Annotated in this window: 20 protein-coding genes; 19 read left to right on the forward strand and 1 reads right to left on the reverse strand. The window is 28.7% G+C overall.

Translation table 11 applies throughout. From position 1 onward, the window contains the following. Positions 1–10 precede the first annotated feature (10 nt). From spoVAD to holA, 4 genes are all read left to right on the forward strand, one after another. Complete coding sequence (gene spoVAD / locus ACRDDY_RS12660; protein WP_438565308.1) at positions 11–1,018, forward strand: stage V sporulation protein AD; 1,008 nt, start codon at positions 11–13, stop codon at positions 1,016–1,018. A 10-nt stretch (positions 1,019–1,028) separates the two neighbouring features. Beyond that, positions 1,029–1,382, forward strand: a complete 354-nt coding sequence (gene spoVAE, locus ACRDDY_RS12665) for a stage V sporulation protein AE (protein WP_438565309.1) — start codon at positions 1,029–1,031, stop codon at positions 1,380–1,382. A gap of 74 nt (positions 1,383–1,456) precedes the next feature. Then, positions 1,457–3,145, forward strand: a complete 1,689-nt coding sequence (locus ACRDDY_RS12670) for a ComEC/Rec2 family competence protein (RefSeq protein WP_438565310.1) — start codon at positions 1,457–1,459, stop codon at positions 3,143–3,145. 13 nt (positions 3,146–3,158) lie between these two features. After that, on the forward strand, positions 3,159–4,190 hold the full coding sequence (gene holA / locus ACRDDY_RS12675) for a DNA polymerase III subunit delta (protein WP_438565311.1): 1,032 nt from the start codon (positions 3,159–3,161) through the stop codon (positions 4,188–4,190). Positions 4,191–4,367: 177 nt separating this feature from the next. Here the strand turns inward: holA and rpsT are convergent, their stop codons facing one another. Further along, positions 4,368–4,631, reverse strand: a complete 264-nt coding sequence (rpsT, locus tag ACRDDY_RS12680; RefSeq protein WP_438565312.1) for a 30S ribosomal protein S20 — start codon at positions 4,629–4,631, stop codon at positions 4,368–4,370. 172 nt (positions 4,632–4,803) lie between these two features. On the opposite strand from rpsT, the gene gpr reads away from it, so the two are divergent. The 15 genes from gpr (at position 4,804) to ACRDDY_RS12755 (ending at position 19,969) form a co-directional block, all read left to right on the forward strand. Next, positions 4,804–5,781 (forward strand): GPR endopeptidase, encoded by a 978-nt coding sequence (gene gpr, locus ACRDDY_RS12685; protein ID WP_438565328.1) that lies wholly within the window; start codon positions 4,804–4,806, stop codon positions 5,779–5,781. 67 nt (positions 5,782–5,848) lie between these two features. Then, complete coding sequence (gene spoIIP, locus ACRDDY_RS12690) at positions 5,849–6,913, forward strand: stage II sporulation protein P (protein WP_438565313.1); 1,065 nt, start codon at positions 5,849–5,851, stop codon at positions 6,911–6,913. Positions 6,914–6,974: 61 nt separating this feature from the next. Further along, a complete protein-coding gene (locus ACRDDY_RS12695; RefSeq protein WP_438565314.1) occupies positions 6,975–7,313 on the forward strand; it encodes a hypothetical protein in 339 nt (112 codons plus the stop codon). A 150-nt stretch (positions 7,314–7,463) separates the two neighbouring features. Further along, positions 7,464–9,269, forward strand: a complete 1,806-nt coding sequence (gene lepA, locus ACRDDY_RS12700; RefSeq protein ID WP_438565315.1) for a translation elongation factor 4 — start codon at positions 7,464–7,466, stop codon at positions 9,267–9,269. Positions 9,270–9,375: 106 nt separating this feature from the next. Further along, positions 9,376–9,645, forward strand: coding sequence for a hypothetical protein (locus tag ACRDDY_RS12705; protein ID WP_438565316.1), 270 nt, complete (start codon positions 9,376–9,378; stop codon positions 9,643–9,645). An 85-nt stretch (positions 9,646–9,730) separates the two neighbouring features. After that, positions 9,731–10,168 carry a hypothetical protein gene (locus ACRDDY_RS12710; protein ID WP_438565317.1) on the forward strand — a complete coding sequence of 146 codons (438 nt, stop codon included), beginning with the start codon at positions 9,731–9,733 and terminating at the stop codon, positions 10,166–10,168. 99 nt (positions 10,169–10,267) lie between these two features. Further along, entirely contained in the window at positions 10,268–11,392 is a 1,125-nt protein-coding gene (hemW, locus tag ACRDDY_RS12715) for a radical SAM family heme chaperone HemW (protein ID WP_438565318.1), read from the forward strand. A 166-nt stretch (positions 11,393–11,558) separates the two neighbouring features. Next, a complete protein-coding gene (gene hrcA / locus ACRDDY_RS12720) occupies positions 11,559–12,587 on the forward strand; it encodes a heat-inducible transcriptional repressor HrcA (protein WP_438565319.1) in 1,029 nt (342 codons plus the stop codon). Positions 12,588–12,723: 136 nt separating this feature from the next. Next, the gene (gene grpE / locus ACRDDY_RS12725) at positions 12,724–13,302 is read left to right on the forward strand and encodes a nucleotide exchange factor GrpE (RefSeq protein WP_438565320.1); all 579 of its coding nucleotides are present in this window, start codon (positions 12,724–12,726) and stop codon (positions 13,300–13,302) included. Between the two features lie 52 nt (positions 13,303–13,354). Beyond that, the gene (dnaK, locus tag ACRDDY_RS12730; protein ID WP_438565321.1) at positions 13,355–15,217 is read left to right on the forward strand and encodes a molecular chaperone DnaK; all 1,863 of its coding nucleotides are present in this window, start codon (positions 13,355–13,357) and stop codon (positions 15,215–15,217) included. A gap of 105 nt (positions 15,218–15,322) precedes the next feature. Further along, complete coding sequence (gene dnaJ, locus ACRDDY_RS12735) at positions 15,323–16,456, forward strand: molecular chaperone DnaJ (RefSeq protein WP_438565322.1); 1,134 nt, start codon at positions 15,323–15,325, stop codon at positions 16,454–16,456. Between the two features lie 126 nt (positions 16,457–16,582). Then, positions 16,583–17,524, forward strand: coding sequence for a 50S ribosomal protein L11 methyltransferase (gene prmA / locus ACRDDY_RS12740; protein WP_438565323.1), 942 nt, complete (start codon positions 16,583–16,585; stop codon positions 17,522–17,524). Positions 17,525–17,540: 16 nt separating this feature from the next. Further along, positions 17,541–18,287, forward strand: coding sequence for a 16S rRNA (uracil(1498)-N(3))-methyltransferase (locus tag ACRDDY_RS12745; protein WP_438565324.1), 747 nt, complete (start codon positions 17,541–17,543; stop codon positions 18,285–18,287). Continuing rightward, positions 18,288–19,595 carry a tRNA (N(6)-L-threonylcarbamoyladenosine(37)-C(2))-methylthiotransferase MtaB gene (mtaB, locus tag ACRDDY_RS12750; protein ID WP_438565325.1) on the forward strand — a complete coding sequence of 436 codons (1,308 nt, stop codon included), beginning with the start codon at positions 18,288–18,290 and terminating at the stop codon, positions 19,593–19,595. It begins immediately after the preceding gene. A 32-nt stretch (positions 19,596–19,627) separates the two neighbouring features. After that, complete coding sequence (locus ACRDDY_RS12755; protein WP_438565326.1) at positions 19,628–19,969, forward strand: histidine triad nucleotide-binding protein; 342 nt, start codon at positions 19,628–19,630, stop codon at positions 19,967–19,969. Positions 19,970–20,144: the final 175 nt, after the last annotated feature.

Raw genomic sequence — 20,144 nt, forward strand, 5'->3', positions numbered from 1 at the left:
AGAGGTTATAATGAATAAAAAAATTGGAGATAGAACAATTATATTAGAAAATGAACCTAAAATTATAAGTGCTTTTTCAACAGTAGGTCCAAGAGAAGGAGAGGGGCCTCTCTTTAAATATTTTGATCATATATTAAAAGATGAGATGTATGGAATGAATAGCTATGAAAAAGCAGAAAGTCAAATGTTATGTAAAACAATAAAAGCTGCAATAAAAAGAGCAAATTTAAAGGAAAACGATATAGACTATTTATTTTCAGGAGATTTATTAAATCAAATAATAGCATCATCTTTTGCAGCAAGAGAGCTTCAAATACCTTTCTTTGGATTATATGGTGCTTGTTCTACAATGACAGAAGGGTTAAGCCTTGGGAGTATTTTAGTTGATAGTAATATAGGAAAATATATTGTATGTAGTACTTCATCTCATTTTTGTGCTGCAGAAAGGCAGTTTAGATTTCCTTTAGAATATGGAAGTCAAAGAAGCAGAACATCTCAATGGACTGTAACGGGAGCAGGTGCAGTTATTTTAGGAAGAGAAGGGGATTATCCTAAAATAACTACTATAACAACAGGCATAGTAAAAGATTATGGAATTAAAGATGCAAGCAATATGGGGGCAGCTATGGCACCAGCTGCAGTAGATACATTATATAATCATTTCAAAGATACAGGAAGAAATCCAGAATATTATGATGTAATAGTAACTGGAGATTTAGGTAAGGTAGGAAGAATAATAACAGAAAAATTACTTTTAGAGTATGGATATGATATAAGTAGAAATTATAAAGATTGTGGTGAAATGATTTTTAGTGATGAATATCAAAAAACAGAATCAGGTGGAAGTGGATGTGGATGTTCAGCAGTTGTTTTTGCAGGATATTTTTATAAGAAGTTAAAAAGAAAAGAAATTAAGAAAATGTTGTTAATTTCTACAGGTGCTCTTATGAGCCCAACATCAGCCCTTCAAGGAGAAAGTATTCCAGGAATAGCACATGCAATAAGTATAGAAAGGTAGTGGAATTTATATGGACTATATAAAAACATTTATAGTAGGTGGAGGGATATGCGTAATTGCCCAAATTTTAATGGAAAAAACAAAATTAACACCAGGAAGAATTCTTGTGTTATTTGTAATTATAGGAGCCGTTTTAGGATTTTTAGGAGTGTATGATAAGTTAATTTCTTTTGCAGGTGCAGGTGCAACAATTCCATTACCTGGATTTGGAAATTCTCTTGCAAAATCAGTTATGCTAGAGGTAGATAAAGTTGGATTTTTAGGGGCGTTTACAGGTGGAATAAAGGGAGGAGCTGGAGGGATAACTGCAGCAATTATTTTTGGGTATTTAATGGCAATAATTTTTAATCCTAAGAGTAAATAATTTGGAGAAAGTTTCAATATTTAAGTTTTAATTTTGAAAAAATGGGCAAACCTTAAAAGAGAGAGGTGCTTAAAATGAATATACTTAATTTAGAGAAAGTGAGATATCCAATTATATATATAAGTATTGGATTTATGATAAGCAATATGTTTTATGTATATTATGATTATAATTTAGGGCTAGTACTTCTGTTTACTAGTCTTTTTTTCATAGTTTTAATATTTAGGGAGGGAATAGAGTTTACATTAATTATAGGGTTATTATTTTTAGTTGGATTACTAGTCAATAAAGGGTTTTATGAGTATAAGCCTAATTTAGAAGAAGTTAGAGTTATAAAAAATTATGGGAATTATGGGATTGGAGAAGAAAAAGGACGAGAGTTTGAAATAGTAGGAGACTTAGAGAAAATTGTAGAGGGAAGTAAAATTTCTATAAATGGTGAGTTTAGAAAAAAGATAAATAAAGAAAAGGGTAGAATTGGAAATGTGAATTGTATAAACTATGAAATTCTTAACGGAAGTATTTTTACAAAGCTTGCATTATTAAAAGAGGATTATAAAAATAAATTAAAAGAAAAAATTGGAGAAAAAAATAGCTCTTTAGTATCATCAATTTTATTTGGACGAGATGAGAGTTTAGATAAATATGATGAAAAAGATATGAGAGAGCTTGGAATAATTCATGCAATTAGCGTATCTGGACTTCATATTGGATTAATTTTTATGTTGATACAAAAATTAAGCAATACAAAAATCAGCTTATTGATAACATTTTTGTATGTTATTTTAAGCGGGTTAAGCTTTTCAAGCTTAAGGGCATTTATAGGAATATTCTTTATTTCATTAAGTTTTTTCTTTAGAAGAACAGTACATCCTTTAAGTGGAATTTTTATAAGTATGATAATATTATTTTTTTGGAAACCATATTTTATATTTAGTATAGGGTTTCAACTTTCATATGGAGCAACAATAGGAATTATACTTTTTAATAAAAAAATAGAAAGTATAATATATAAAATTAAAAGTCCATATAGATCAGTAATTAGTGTATCTATTTCAGCACAAATTTTAACACTTCCATTACTAATAATATATTTTAATACTATTTCAATTTCATTTTTAATAGGAAATTTAGTAATAGTTCCAATAATAAATTTAATACTTATATTAGGACTCATAGGATTTGTAATTTATAAAATAGAAGTTATATTTGGATTTGTAATTTTGCTTTTATATAATACGGTAGAATTATTTTTTAATCTTTTAAGGGGAATAGATTCATTAGGTTTAAGAGAAATGTATTTAGGAGAACTTGTTGGATATTTTTATATTTTTATTTTAGGGAGTTTTTATCTTTATAAGAAAGGAGTAAGATATATAAAATATGCTCCAATTGTATATATGATATTCTTATTTGCAATAAATTATAGTGTGTTTCCAACCATAGAATATAGAAAAGAAGGGGCTATTGTAATTTCATATAAAGGAGAAAAAGCTATAATGACTAATAGTAAAAATATAGATTTAAAAGAGGTTAAAAAGAAAACAGATAGTAAGTTTGTAAAAGAGAAAATAAATATAAATAAAAATATAGAAGTAGAGAGTTTTGGAAAAGATTATATACTAAAATTAGATGATAAAAAATATTTATTAAAGATGTCAAAAGGGGAACTAGACTATTTAGATTATGATATAATAAACTTTAAAGAAGGAAGAGAAAAAAAGTTAAAACTTATAAAGGATAAGGTTTTAATTATAGAATAAAAGGTGGTTTGATTTGGTAAATTTAGATTTAGTATTAAAAGAATTAAAATCAGGGAAAGAAAAAAATTCATATATTTTATGTGGACCAGATGAGGAATTAATAAAAGAAGGTATAGATAAAATAAGTAAAAGATATGTAAGTTCAGAAGAAGATTTGAATTTTACAAAATTTGATGGAATTAAGTGTGAGTTTGATGAAGTGAAAAATGCATGTGAAACATTCCCTTTTATGGCAGAGAAAAAAGTAGTAGTAATTTATAGATGCAATTTTTTAAAAGAAAAAGTTGATTCAAATAGAAAAAGTTTTTATAAAGAAATGAAAGAATATTTAAAAGATATTCCAAGTACGACAGTACTTATTATGTATTATGTATTTAATGATAAAAGAGAGAATGCAAAGAAAAATAAAGGTATTATGGGACTTGATAAAGTTACAACTATAGTTCAGGTAGATAAACTTAAAAGAGATGGGTTTTATAAAAGATTACAAGGATTATTTAAAGAATATGGTGGAGAAATAAGTACTATAAATTTAAAGTATTATGCGGAAAAAATTCCAATGAACATGGAAATTGCTAAAAAAGAAGTTTGTAAAATAGTCGATTATACAAATGGTCGTGAAATTAAAAGAGAAGATATTGATAAAATGGTTTTAAATAATGATGATGACGATGTTTTTGATTTAGTTGATTTTATAGGGCAAAAGAAAACAGAAAAAGCTATAAAAATAGTAAATGAACTTTTATTTAAAGCAGATCAGCATATGCTTATATTAATATCTATACAAAATCAAATAAAAAAATTATATGATTATAAGCTTTTATTAAAAGAAGGGAAATCTATAGATAATATACAAAGTATAACTAGGTTGCCTATGTTTGTTGTAGAGAAGATGGTAAATCAAAGTAAAAAGTTTTCTTTTAATCAACTTAAAGAAAGTATGAAACTTTGTATAGAAACAGAGAAAACTTTAAAAAGTACAAGTAGAGATAAGAAAATGGAATTAGAGCTTTTAATATTAAATATGGCTTTAATAAAGAAATAAAAAAACCTTGCAAAATGCAAGGTTTTTATCTCATAGCTAGTTCTATTATTTAGAATTAGCTTTAGATAAATTCAACTAGATATTCAGTGATGCTAAAAGCTTCAATTGAATTAAGTCTCATTTATGTAACAAGAATACTGTTAAAAGTAAATAACCGACCAAAGGTCGGTTTATATACTATGCCATAGCATTTAACTTTGCAGCTAATCTTGACTTCTTTCTAGCAGTCATGTTCTTGTGAAGAATTCCTTTAGAAGCAGCCATATCTAAAGATTTAGCAGTAGCTACGAATAAAGTTTTAGCTTCTTCAGCGTTATTAGCTTCAACAGCAGCTTCAAACTTCTTTATAGCAGTTTTTAAAGCTGATTTAACCATTCTATTTCTTAAAGTTTTAGTTTCAGTAACTTTAATTCTTTTCTTTGCTGATTTTATGTTTGCCATTCATTTCACCCCCTTGAGATTTTATAGGGTATCGACGAAATTACATAGAATTTACGTCGAGGTTATATTCAACAAACCATATTATAGCATTGAAGTATTAGATATTCAAGTATTAAATTTAAAAGAATAGGAAAAATAATATTAGATACGTAAAATGAAAGGTGGTAGAAATATATTGAATGTAAGGACAGACTTAGCTTTAGAGGGAAATGAAAATTATAAAAAAATAAATAAAAAAGAAGTAGATGGTGTAATTTTAGAGGAAAAAGAGATAGAAAATATAAAAATTACAAGAATAAAAATATTAAATGAAGAAGGAAGTATAAAAATAGGAAAACCAATAGGAACATATATAACTTTGGAAATTTCAGAAAATACTATTTATGATGGAAAACTTATAGAAAATGCAAGTGTAATAACAGGTAAAATATTAAGAAAGCTTATAGGGGAGGAGGAAAAAGAAAAAACAGCTTTAGTAGTAGGACTTGGTAATTGGAAAATAACACCGGATTCATTAGGACCAAAAGTAATGGAAAAGATAATGATAACAAGACATTTGAAAAAAATAATGCCAGATGAATTTGATGAAGAAATAAATTCAGTATGTGCAATAGCACCAGGAGTGCTTGGTCTTACAGGGATTGAAAGTGTGGAAATAATAAAAGGGCTTGTACAAAAGATAAAGCCAACAGTAGTAATATGTGTAGATTCTTTAGCATCAAGGAAAATTGAAAGAATAAATAGAACTATTCAAATAAGTGATACAGGAATTTCGCCAGGAGCAGGAGTGAATAATAAAAGAATGAGAATAGATGAAGAAAGTTTAGGCGTTAAAGTTATTTCAATAGGGGTTCCTACAGTTGTAGATGCGGCAACAATTGTAAATGATAGTATGGATTTAATAATAGAAGAGCTTTCTAATATATCAGAGCGAGATGGAGAATTTTTTAATATGCTGAATTCTATAGATAAAGAAGAGAAGAGTAAATTAATAAAATCTTTATTAAATCCATATATAGGTGATCTTATAGTAACACCAAAGGAAGTAGATTTAGTCATAGATGGATTTTCAAAAATAATATCTAGTGCTATTAATATAGGAGTTCAACCAAATCTAGATTTAGAAGAAATAAGAAGATTTATAAATTAAATAAAAAAGTATAATAATTATGTCAATCCTCTCATATATTTATAAAGAGAACTAGGAGGGGATTAGAGTGAGTACAGAAACTATTGGAATAAAAAGAGATAGAAAGAATAATAAAAATATAAATATTGATTTTAGTCTTTTAGGTCTACTAATCATAAGTGTAGTATTTTTTGGGAGATGTTTTGGTGTTATGTCTAATAATTTTGAAAGAGGAGCACATCCATATGTACAAATGCTTAACTTTGGATTACCTTTAGTAGAAGAAATGATATATGATGTAGAAGATTTTGCTGAAAGCTCAATGTCTTTAGGGAAAGTAGCACTAGAAGCAGTTGGTATAACTGATGTAGGACCAAATACAGTATTAGACGCAGAACTTCCGTATATAAAGATGAATATGATAGTTGATGCTGAAACAGAGGGCTATGAAGATTTTAAATTAGGAGATGATGCAGTAGCTAAATATACTGAGAAAGAACTTAAAGAGTATGATAAAGAGCTTAAAGAAGCTTTAAAGGGGAAAGAGCCAAAGATTCTTATGGTAAATACTCATGGAACAGAAAATTATTCAGAAACAAAAACTTTTACTACAAATAAAAATTATAGTGTAAAAGGTGTAGCAGAAGTTATAGAGAAAGATCTGAAAGAAAAATATGGAATAGATATTATTTATGATAAAACAGTTCATGATATATCTTATGACGATGCGTACTTAAGAACTCAAGAAACATATAAAAAGTATATTGATAAATATGGTAATAATTTTGATTTAATAATAGATATTCATAGAGATGGTGTAAAAGGAAATAATAAAAAGCCATTTTATACTAAGGTAAATGGGGAAGGTGCAGCTAAAATAATGTTTGTAAATAGCGCAAGCTCGCCTTACTTTAAAGAAAATGATAAAGTAGCTAGAGAATTTATAAAAATTACAAATGAATTATATCCAACGTTAAATAGAAAAACTGAACCACTAACATATAGTAGAGGAAAGCATGGTTTAGCACAGCAAATAGGAAAAAATTCTATTTTAATTGAAGTTGGTGCGAATACTAATACATCAAAAGAAGCAAAGAAGACTGGAGAATATATAGCAAGAGTAATAGCTGAATATATAAAGAATAAAAAATAAATGAATAAAAAATAAAAATATGTCAATTCTTTTAAATAAGATAATTTAGGAGGGTTGACATATGAAAAAATATAAAAGTTTAATAATATATATGTATATGATTATAATGAGTTTAATTGTAGTAGGAGCTTTAATAAATATAAATATAAAAAACACAAAGACTTTATCGCCAATTGGAGTTTCAGCAGAGGAAAATTTTGAAATGGTAAGTGAAGAATTTGGGAAAGAATTTGAAAAATTTATTCAAGATAAGGCAGTAGTAAAAATATATGAGGAAGAAGATGGCACATTACTAAAATTTAATGAGGTAAACTTTAAAATAAAAAATGAATCAGAAGTATTAAATAAGATAATGAAAAAAGCCTTAGAAATAATTAATGAAATACGTGAATTTTTTTAAAGAAAAAGTAAAAAATATAAAGAGCAGTTTAAGTTTAATATAAAATACTCACACTTTTTTAAAAAATTATGTTATAATTTAGCTTGATTTTAGAAAAAAACGGGGGTGGAAAGAACTGTTTAGTACATAAGAAGGGCAGTTTTAATATATATGAAAAATGATAGACAAAAATTCATAAGAAATTTTTCGATTGTAGCGCATATAGATCATGGTAAATCAACCCTAGCTGATAGGCTATTAGAGATAACAGGAACTCTTACAAAAAGAGAAATGGAAGAACAAGTTTTAGATAACATGGAAATAGAGAGAGAAAGAGGAATAACAATAAAGTCACAAGCGGCTAGACTTATATATAGACGTGAAAATGGTGAAGAGTATACCCTAAATCTTATAGATACTCCAGGGCATGTAGACTTTACATATGAAGTTTCAAGAAGCTTAGCAGCCTGTGAAGGAGCTGTTTTAGTAGTTGATGCAACTCAAGGAATACAAGCACAAACTTTAGCAAATTGTTATTTAGCTTTAGATAATAATCTAGAAATAACACCAGTTATAAACAAAGTAGATTTACCATCATCAAGAGCTGAAGAGGTAAAAGAAGAAATTGAAGATGTAATAGGAATATTAGCAGAGGATGCACCTATGATATCAGCTAAAACAGGCTTAAATGTAGAGCAGGTTTTAGAAGCAGTAATTCGTGATATACCAGCACCAAGTGGAGATGAAGAAGCCCCACTTAAAGCGTTAGTATTTGACTCATATTATGATACGTACAAAGGTGTTGTTTCATACGTAAGAGTTAAAGATGGTATAGTAAAACCAGGAACTAAAATAAAGTTTATGTCAAATGGAAAAGTTTATGATGTAACAGAAGTAGGTGTATTTACACCAGGATTATTCCCTACAACAGAATTAAGAGCAGGTGATGTTGGATATATAACGGCATCTATAAAAAATGTAAAAGATGCAAGAGTTGGGGATACTATAACAGAAAAAGGAAGAGAGACAGAGGAAGCACTTCCAGGATATAAACCTGCAATACCTATGGTTTATTCAGGAATATATCCAGTTGATGGAGCAAAATATGAAGAACTTAAAGAAGCATTAGAAAAACTTCAAATAAATGATGCTGCATTAAATTTTGAGCCAGAAACATCTGTAGCTTTAGGTTTTGGATTTAGATGTGGATTCTTAGGACTTCTTCATATGGAAATTATTCAAGAAAGAGTTGAAAGAGAGTTCAATCTTGATATAATCACAACAGCACCATCAGTTATATATAAAATTAAAAAGACTAATGGAGAAGAACTTGATATTACGAATCCAACAAATCTTCCACCTATGACAGAGATTGAATATATGGAAGAGCCAATAGTAAAAGCATCTATAATAACACCAACTGAATATGTTGGATCTGTTATGGAGTTCTGTCAAGAAAGAAGAGGAACTTATATAGATATGACATATATGGAGGAAACAAGAGCTGTAATAAACTATGATATTCCATTAAATGAAATAGTTTATGATTTCTTTGATACCTTAAAATCAAAAACTAGAGGATATGCATCTTTAGATTATGAATTTAAAGGATACGTAAGAGCTAAACTTGTGAAACTTGATATATTGTTAAATGGAGATGTAGTAGATGCTCTTTCAATGATAGTTCCAGAAGAAAGAAGTTATCATAAAGGACGTGGAATTGCTGAAAAGCTTAAGGAAATAATTCCAAGACAAATGTTCGAAGTGCCAATACAGGCAGCAGTAGGTTCAAAGATTATTGCAAGAGAAACAGTAAAAGCAATGAGAAAAGACGTACTTGCAAAATGTTATGGTGGGGATATTTCAAGAAAAAGAAAACTTTTAGAGAAGCAAAAAGAAGGAAAGAAGAGAATGAGACAGGTAGGTACAGTAGAAGTACCACAAGAAGCATTCATGTCAATACTAAAAGTAGATTAATATATTTAAGGAAAGTCTTATATAAGACTTTCTTTTTTTATGCGATGCATAAAACGATTACATAGAGGCATATAATTTTTATATAACTTCAGGGAGGGATTTTTATATGATAGAAATACAAGAAAGAGATGTAAAAATAAAATGTAAAAAATTCAGAAAAATAGGACAAAGTACAGGAACATTATTAAAAAAGAATGGGGAAAAGCTTTTAATAATATTAAATAAAAATAAAATAAATAGCTTTGTAAGAAAATTTGGAGTAAATAATAATATAGAACTTAACTTTAATGAGGAGACTCTAAATGTAAAAATAATAGGAACTTTTAGAAATGTATATACAAGGGAAATAGATAATATAGATTTTAAAGAAATATAAGAGAAAAAAACAAAATTGTCACAAATCTTATAAAAAAGTATGATAGAATAAAAATGTAGTATATGCACGAAAGAGAGGAAAGATTATGTTTTTAAAAGAATTTAATAATGATGAAAAGAGGGCTTTTGCAAATTTAATTTATAGCTTAGCAGAAATTGATAGAGTTATTGCAAAAAATGAAAAAAAGTTAATTAGAGAATATTTAAAAGAGTTAAATGTAAAAGAAGAGAATGTAAGCAAAATGTCATATACAGAAATGATGTTTGTTCTTAAAAAATCAAGTGATAGAATAAAAAAGATTACTTATTTTGAACTTTTAGGTTTAGCACTTGTAGATGGAAACTATGAGGAAAAAGAAATAGATTATTTAGATAAAATTGCTGCAGAGTTAAATATAACTAGAGATAAAAAAATAGCATTTGCGAATTTCTTCTATAAATTTAAAAATAAACATAATGTTCCAATCATAAAAACTGAAGGTAAAGAAATAAATTTAGAACAAGAAGCAGAAAAATTATTTTAATATATAGTAGGCAAATAGAGATTCTATTTGCCTTTTTAGCATAAAAAAGTATAAAAAATCAAATTAAGGATAAAATTATGAAAAGAAAGAGAGAAGATTATGAGTAAAGAGAAATTATTATATATACATATACCATTTTGCAAACAAAAATGTTTCTATTGTGACTTTCCATCTTTTTCAAATATAGATTATTTGAGAAAAGAATATTTGGAAATGTTAAAAAAAGAAAGTGAAATAAGATGTAATGATGTATATGAGTCATTATTTATAGGTGGGGGAACACCGAGCCATTTAAATATTACGGAACTAGATTATTTAGGTGTAATTTTAAAAAAGATAAAATTTACTGAAAATGCAGAAAAAACTATGGAATGTAACCCAGGAACAATAAATGAAGAAAAACTTGAGAAAATTAAAGAGATAGGCATAAATAGAATTAGTTTAGGGCTTCAGACTACAAATAATAGTTTATTAAAAGAGATAGGGAGAATACATACAATAGAGCAGTTTAAAGAAAATTTCAAGTTAGCTAGAAAAGTGGGGTTCACTAATATAAATATTGATTTGATGTTTGGGCTACCAAATCAAAGTATTGAAGATGTAGAGAAGACGTTAAAAGAAATTATAAACTTAAATCCAGAACATATCTCATTTTATAGCTTGATAATTGAAGAAGGAACACCATTTTATAAGATGTATGAAAAAGATATATTAAACCTTCCAAGTGAAGAGGAAGAAAGAGAAATGTATGCAATAGGAAAAAGTTTATTAGAGAAAAATGGATATAAGCAGTATGAGATTTCTAACTATAGTAAAAAAGGTTTTGAATGTCTACATAATGAAGGCTATTGGAAATTAAAAGAATATTTAGGTATAGGATCATCATCAAGTTCTTTTTTAAATAATAAAAGAATAAAAAACAAATCCAATGTAAAAGAATATATAAAAGAAATGAAAGAAAAAGGAAATGCAATTGAAGAAATAATAGAAAATGAAAAGAAGGAAAATATAGAGGAGTATGTATTTTTAGGGCTTCGAATGATTGATGGAATAGATAAAGAAGATTTTAAAAAGAAATTTAATGAGGATATAAAAGAAATTTATAAAGAAGAGATAATTATTAGCATAAAAAAAGGTTTATTGAGAGAAACTAAGGACAAGATACTTTTAACACAAGAAGGAATTGAAGTATCTAATTATGTGTTAAGTGATTTTATAAAATAAAGAAAAAGTTAGAAAAAAAGAGAAAAGTGAAGATAATTTCGAAAAATAATAATAAAACAGGAATAAAGAGATTAAAAAGTATTGACAAAAATCCTAAATAGGAATATATTTTAAATATAGTCATTAGCACTCTAAGACAATGAGTGCTAACAAAAGAGGTGATGTTATGATTATTGATGATAGAAAAATAAGAATATTAGAAGCTATTATCAATGATTACATTAATACAGGAGAACCTGTTGGCTCAAGAACAATCGCTAAAAAGTACGACTTAGGAGTTGGAGCTGCTACAATCAGAAATGAAATGTCTGATTTAGAAGAAATGGGATTGTTAGAACAGCCACATACTTCAGCAGGAAGGATACCTTCAAGTAAAGGATACAGAATGTATGTAGATAGCTTGATGGGAAATTCTATTTTAAGTAAAGAAGAAGAACTTAAAATAAAGGAGTATGTAATTGATTCTGCAATGCTAGAGGTTAGTAAAGTAGTTAAAAATGCAAGTACATTACTTTCAGAATTAACGAATTTAACCTGTGTTGTAAAGACTCCATCAATGAATATGAGTAGAGTTAAATCTATAAAATTAATGAGTGTTGATGAAGAAAATTTACTTTTTGTAGTCATTACTAACAGTGAAATAATAAAAAATCATTTAATTAAGGTTAAAAAAATGCCTTCAAATGATAATATAGAAGTTTTTACAAAGCTTTTGAATGAAAGACTTAGGGGACTTACTATAGAAGAAATTAATTTAGAGGTAATAAATAACTTGAGAAATGACTTAAAAGAGCATGAAGAGTTATTTAATGCAATATTACAAGCTTTATATACTTGTTTAAAAGAAGAGTCAAAGGAAGTATTTATGGAAGGAACAACTAATTTATTTAATTATCCAGAGTACAATGATATTAAAAAGGTTAAAGAAATAATATCACTTCTTCATGACGAAGAATGCGTTCTTGAACTTATTGAACCAGAAAAAGATATAACAATAAAAATTGGTGAAGAAAATTTTATTCCAGAAGCTAAAGGATGTAGTATTATATCTGCTGAATATTTATTAGGAGATGGAATGAAAGGAACTATAGGTCTTATAGGCCCCAGAAGGATTAACTATTCAAAAGTTGTGGCAATTATGGCTCAGGTTATGAAAGAGTTAAATAAAACTTTAAGAGGGCATTTAGATAAATGAGATTTGATTCAGGTGAACGTTAGTTCTAACTGAATATCTAATTGAATGTATCTAGGAGCGTGTGAGTATTCTCTAGAATAGGGGCATTACGAGCACTCGCTATCAGATAAATAGAAAAAGAGGTGTTAGTAAGTAAATGAGTAAGAAAAAAGATAAATTAGAGAAAGATTCAGTAGAAGAAATTAAAGATAAAACTTCTAATGAAGAAGAGGTTAAAGCTGAATCTTCAGATAATGACACAGAGAAAAATGAAGAGTTTTCTTTAGTAAAAAAATATAAAGAAGAAAATGAAAAATTATCTAATGAAGTAGACACATTAAAAGAACGTCTTCTAAGATTGACTGCTGAATATGAAAATTACAGAAAAAGAACAGCTAAAGAAAAGGAAGGAATATATGCAGATGCATATATTGATGTTTTAAAGGAGATAGTGCCAAGTATAGACAACATTGAAAGAGCACTAGCATCTGAAGGTGATTTAGAAGCTTTAAAACAAGGTGTAGAAATGACATTAAAAGGATTTACTACATCTTTAGAAAAATTAGGAGTAACTGAAATAGATACAACTAATGGATTTGATCCAAACTTTCATAATGCGATAATGCATGTAGAAGATCCAGAACTTGGACCTAATGTAGTTGCAGAAGTATTTATGAAGGGGTACCAGAAAGGTGACAAAATTATAAGACACTCAATGGTGAAAACAGCAAATTAAAATAAAAAAGAATTATACAAAACAAAAAAATGTTTTTTAGGAGGAATATATTATGGCTAAAATAATAGGAATTGATTTAGGAACAACAAACTCATGTGTTGCAGTTATGGAAGGTGGGGAACCAGTTGTTATAACAAATGCAGAAGGAGCTAGAACTACTCCATCAGTGGTATCTTTCCAAGCAAATGGTGAAAGATTAGTTGGGCAAGTTGCTAAAAGACAAGCAATAACAAACCCAGATAAAACAATAATCTCAATTAAAAGACATATGGGAACTGATTATAAAGTTAAAATTGATGATAAAGAATATACACCACAAGAAATATCAGCAATGATACTTCAAAAATTAAAAGCAGATGCTGAAAGCTATTTAGGAGAAAAAGTAACTCAAGCAGTTATAACAGTTCCAGCATACTTCAATGATGCTGAAAGACAAGCAACTAAAGATGCGGGTAAAATAGCTGGATTAGAAGTTTTAAGAATAATCAATGAACCAACAGCAGCAGCACTTGCTTATGGATTAGACAAAACTGATAAAGATGAAAAAGTTTTAGTTTATGATTTAGGTGGAGGAACATTTGATGTATCTATCTTAGAACTTGGAGATGGAGTATTTGAAGTATTATCTACAAATGGAGACACTAAATTAGGTGGAGATGACTTTGATAATAAAGTTATGGATTATATAGCAGATACATTTAAAGCTGAAAATGGAATAGATTTAAGAAATGATAAAATGGCTCTTCAAAGATTAAAAGAAGCAGCAGAAAAAGCTAAAATTGAGTTATCATCATCAACTCAAACAAACATTAACTTACCATTTATTACAGCTGATGCTACAGGACCAAAGCACATTGATTTAAACTTAACAAGAGCAAAATTCAATGAGTTAACTCATGATTTAGTTCAAAGATCAATAGAACCAATGAAGAAAGCTTTAAGCGATGCTAGTCTTTCGATAAAAGATATAGATAAAGTAATCTTAGTAGGTGGATCAACAAGAATACCAGCAGTACAAGAGGCGGTTAAAAACTTTACAGGACAAGAACCTTCTAAAGGAGTTAACCCAGATGAATGTGTTGCAATTGGAGCAGCAATTCAAGCAGGTGTTTTAACAGGAGAAGTTAAAGATGTATTATTATTAGATGTTACTCCATTAACACTTGGAATTGAAACATTAGGTGGAGTTGCTACAGCTTTAATAGAAAGAAATACAACTATTCCAGCTAAAAAGAGTCAAACATTCTCAACAGCAGCAGATGGTCAAACTTCAGTTGAAATTCATATAGTACAAGGTGAAAGACAAATGGCAGCTGATAATAAAACATTAGGAAGATTCACACTTTCAGGAATAGCACCAGCTCCAAGAGGAATTCCTCAAATTGAAGTAACATTTGATATAGATGCTAACGGAATTGTAAAAGTATCTGCAATGGATAAAGGAACAGGAAAAGAAGCTAATGTAACTATTACAGCATCAACTAATTTAAGTGATGATGAAATAGAGAATGCTGTAAAAGAAGCAGAAAAATTTGCTGAAGAAGATAAGAAAAGAAAAGAATCAATAGAAATAAAAAATAATGCAGAACAAACTGTTTACCAAACAGAAAAAACATTAACTGAACTTGGAGATAAAGTATCAGCTGATGATAAGGCAAAAATAGAAGCAAAAGTAAATGATTTAAAAACTGTTAAAGATGGCGAAGATTTAGAAGCAATTAAAAAAGCAACAGAAGACTTAACTCAAGAGTTCTATGCAATATCTTCTAAATTATATGGTCAAAATGGAGCACCAGGTACTGAAGGATTTGATCCAAGTAATATGGGTGGAGCAGGTCAAGCAGGAGCTGAGCAAAGTGCACCACATGACGATAATGTTGTAGATGCAGACTTTAAAGTAGAAGACGATAAATAATTCTTGTAACAAAGAGAAGAATTCTTATATAATACTAAAAGGGAAGATAAAAAATCGTCTTCCCTTTTTATAAGCTTAAATAAAAATTGGTGGTGAAATAAATAAATGGCAAATAGAGATTATTATGAAGTGTTAGGTCTTGAAAAAGGAGCATCTGATGCTGAGATAAAAAAAGCATTTAGAAAATTAGCTATAAAATACCATCCTGACAAAAATAAAGACAACAAAGAGGCACAAGAAAAATTCCAAGAAATTAATGAAGCATATCAAGTACTTTCAGATCCAGAAAAGAAAGCTAGATATGACCAATATGGAACTGCTGATTTTGATGGAGCAGGTGGATTTGGTGGCGGAGCTGGCGGATTCAGTGGCGGATTTGGTGGCTTTGATATGGGTGATATTTTTGATAGTTTCTTTGGTGGAGGATTTGGTGGAGGATCATCAAGTGCTAAGAGAAATGGACCAAGAAGAGGTTCAGATCTTGAATATACTATAAAACTAACATTTGAAGAAGCAATAAGAGGTGTTGAAAAAGAAATTTCTGTGACAAGAACAGAGAATTGTGAAACATGTAATGGAACAGGAGCTAAAGCTGGAACAACACCAAAGACTTGTCCTAATTGTGGAGGTACAGGTCAAATAAGAGTACAAAGACAAACTCCACTTGGAAGTTTTGTTACTAATTCAGAGTGTGATAGATGTCATGGAACTGGAAAAATAATAGAAGAACCTTGTACTGATTGTAAAGGTAAAGGAAGAGTAAGAAAAAATAGAAAAATAAAAGTTAATATTCCAGCTGGTGTTGATACTGGAAATGTAATGCCGCTTAGAGGCCAAGGTGAACAAGGAGTAAATGGCGGACCAGCAGGTGACTTATATGTAAAAATAATGGTTACTCCATCAAAAATCTTTACAAGAAAAGGTTCGGATGTTCATTTGGAAACACATATAAGTATGGCAAAAGCTGCACTAGGAATAGAAATAACAGTTCAGACAATAGATGGAAATGTTAAATATACTATTCCGGAGGGAACACAGTCAGGAACTGTATTTAGATTAAAAGGAAAAGGAATTCCAAAAGTTCAAGGAAGTGGTCGTGGAGATCAGTATGTAAAAGTTATAGTTGATATTCCTAAAAATTTAAATGCTAAAGCAAAAGCTGCGTTAGCAGAATTTATGGATGCAATTGGTGAAGAACATGACGGTGAACATCATAAGAAAAAAGGATTCTTTAAGTAGGCAAATTAAAGGTAGCATTTTTATGCTGCCTTTTTTTACTTGTATATAGATATAAACTAGACAGAAGGTTTACATAAGTGTAAAATAAAGTATTAGTAAATTATAAAATGAAAGGAATGAAGATACATGGAAGGAACATGGACTGAAATAAAAATAAAGACAACTAGCGAAGCTATAGAACCTATTTCAGGTATATTTTATGGATTAGACTGTAAAGGGGTATCTGTAGAAGACCCTAATGACATACTAGGAAGAGAGCAAGGGCCACTAACTTGGGATTTTGCAGATATAAATGTATTAGAACATAAAGGTGAATTTGCTGTTGTAAAAGGATATTTTGCAGAAGAAGATAATATAGAAGATATATTAAGTTTTGTAAAAGAGAAGGTAGCAGAGTTAAAAGAGTTTGGTATTGATGTAGGTCTTGGTGAAGTTGTTATGGAAAAAACACATGAAGAGGACTGGGCAAATAATTGGAAGAAGTATTATAAGCCATCTAAAATAACAGAAAAATTAGTGGTAAAGCCTATTTGGGAAGAATATGAGCCAAAAAATGATGAATTAGTTATTGAATTAGATCCAGGAATGGCATTTGGTACAGGAGATCATGAAACAACTAGTATGTGTTTAAAAGCATTAGATAAATATGTAGAGAAAGATAGTGTTGTATTTGATGTAGGATGTGGTTCAGGAATTTTAGCTATAGGAGCAGCAAAATTAGGTGCTAAAAAAGCAATAGGAGTAGATCTAGACCCTGTAGCAGTAGAATCAGCAAAAGAAAATGTTGGGTATAATAATTTAGAAAATGTAGAAGTTATTTATGGAAATTTAGTTGAAGTTATAGAAGGAAAAGCGGATATAGTTGTAGCAAATATTTTAGCAGAAATTATTTGTGTCTTAATAGATGATGTAAAGAGAGTTTTAAAAGAGAATGGATTGTTTATAACTTCAGGAATTATTCATGAAAGAGTTAAGATGGTAACTGATAAATTAGAAGCAGATGGATTTGAAATTATTGAAGTGAATACAGATGGTGAATGGAATTGTATAGTAGCTAAATTAAAATAAGGAGGAAAATTAAGTTATGCATAAATTTTTTACGGCACCAAATTTAATAATTGATGATTATGCAAAAATAATTGGTGAGGATGTAAAGCATATTTATAAAGTCCTTAGATTAGATGAAGGCGAAACGGTAAGATTAAATGATTCAAATGGTAATGAATATTTGGCAAATATAAAAAAGATATCTAAAACAGAAGTAGAGCTTACTATTTTAGAAAAATTAGAAATAAATAATGAAAGTTCAGTAGAAATAACGCTTTTTCAAGGGCTTCCAAAAGCTCAAAAAATGGATTTAATAGTACAAAAAGGGACAGAACTTGGATTAAAAGCTTTTGTTCCAGTATTAACAAAAAGAGTTGATGTGAAGTTAAAAGGTGATTTTAAAAAATTAGATAGATTAAATAGAATAGCATTAGAGGCAGCAAAACAGAGCAAGAGAAGTATTGTACCAAAAGTATTAAAACCAATAGAATTTAAAAGTCTTTTAGAAGAATTAAAAGGGTATGACTTAGTAATAGTTCCATATGAAAATAAAGAAGAGTTTGGATTAAAAAAATTAGTAAGTGAAACAGATAAAGAAAAGATAAAAACCATTGCGATAATGGTGGGTCCAGAAGGTGGATTTGAAGAAGAAGAAATAAAAGAATTAGAAAATGTAAATGGAAGAATAATCACTTTAGGAAATAGAATACTTAGAACAGAAACAGCAGGTTTTACAGCAACTTCGCTAATTCAGTATGAGTTTGGTGATTTAGGAGGAAAATAAATGAAAGTAGCATTTCAAACATTAGGATGTAGAGTTAACGTATATGAATCAGAAGCAATGACAGAGAAATTTATAAGAGAAGGATATGAAGTAGTAGACTTTTCAGAAAAAGCAGATGTTTATGTTATAAATACATGCTCTGTAACAAATATGGGAGATAAAAAATCAAGGCAAGTAATAGGAAGAGCAAGAAGACAAAATGAGGATGCAATAGTTGCAGCAGTAGGATGTTATTCGCAAATCGCTCCAAAAGAAGTAGCGGGAATAGAAGGAGTAGACGTAGTACTTGGAACAAGAAATAAAGGCGATATTGTATACTATGTAAACAAAGCTAGAGATGAAAAAAAACCGCAAATAGAAGTTGGGGGAGTATTAAAAAATAAAAAATTTGAAAATTTAAAAATAGAAGATTATAGAGATAAAACAAGAGCTTTTTTAAAAATTCAAGATGGATGTAATAGATTTTGTACATATTGCTTAATACCGTATACAAGAGGAGCAGTTTGTTCAAAAGATTTTAATGTAGTACTAGATGAAGTTAAGAATCTTGCGAAACATGGGTTTAAAGAAATAATTCTTTCAGGTATACATACAGCATCTTACGGATTAGATTTAGAAGAGAAAGTAGATTTAGTCTCGTTATTAGAAGAGATAGAGAATATTGATGGGATAGAGAGAGTGAGAATAGGTTCTATAGAACCTGCATTCTTTACATCTGACGTTGTAGAAAAAATAAAAAATATGAAAAAGCTTTGTCCACAATTCCACTTATCACTTCAAAGTGGGTGTACAGAAACACTGAAAAGAATGAATAGAAGATATACAGCAAAAGAGTATGAAGAAATAGTGAGGGTTTTAAGAGAAAATTTAAAGGATGTCTCAATAACAACGGATGTAATTGTAGGATTCCCAGGAGAGACAGAAGAAGAATTTAATGAAACATATGAATTTTTAAAGAGAAATAAGCTTACAAAGACACATGTATTTAAATTTAGTCCTAGAACTGGAACTAAAGCTTATGATATGGAAAATCAAATAGATGGAAACATAAAAGAAGAGAGAAGTAAAAAATTAATTAAATTAAATGAATTGAATGAAGAAAGTTTTTCTAAATCTTTAGTAGGAAGAAAAATGGATGTTCTAATTGAAAGAAAAGTAAAGAATGCGGATGATTTATATGAAGGATATACAAAAAATTATGTTAAAGTTCATGTAAATGGAACTGATAAAAATGCAGTAGGAAAAATAATTGATGTAGAAATTTTAGAAGCTAATGGTGACTATTGCATAGGAAATATGTTAAAATAAAAATAATGCTAGTATTAAGGAGGTGAAATGGAATGGATTGTATATTTTGTAAAATAATAAATGGTGAAATACCATCTAATAAAATATATGAAGATGAATTAGTCTATGCTTTTCATGATATAAATAAAGAAGCGCCAGTTCACTTTCTAGTAATACCTAAAAAACACATACAAAGTGCTAATTTTATAAACGAAGAAAACTCTAAATATATAGCACGTATATTTGAAGTTATAAATAAAATAACTAGTGAATTTAATATATCGGATGATGGGTATAGGATTGTGAATAATTGCGGTGAACAAGGTGGGCAAACAGTAAATCATTTACATTTTCATGTTTTAGGTGGTAGAAATTTAACTTGGCCACCAGGTTAAAAAATAAGTTTAATCTTATTGTTGACATACGGTATATAACTGTTGTATAATTTAGCGTGTGTTATTAAGCCCGTAGCTGAGTTGAATTTATTAATTTAAGCTAGCGGAGGGAGGGATAATGAATGTCAGAAATAAAAGTTGGAGAAAACGAAACTCTTGAGAGTGCATTAAGAAG

Origin of the sequence: Clostridium sp., assembly GCF_051656525.1 — a bacterium.
In the GTDB taxonomy this organism is placed as follows: domain Bacteria; phylum Bacillota; class Clostridia; order Clostridiales; family Clostridiaceae; genus Clostridium.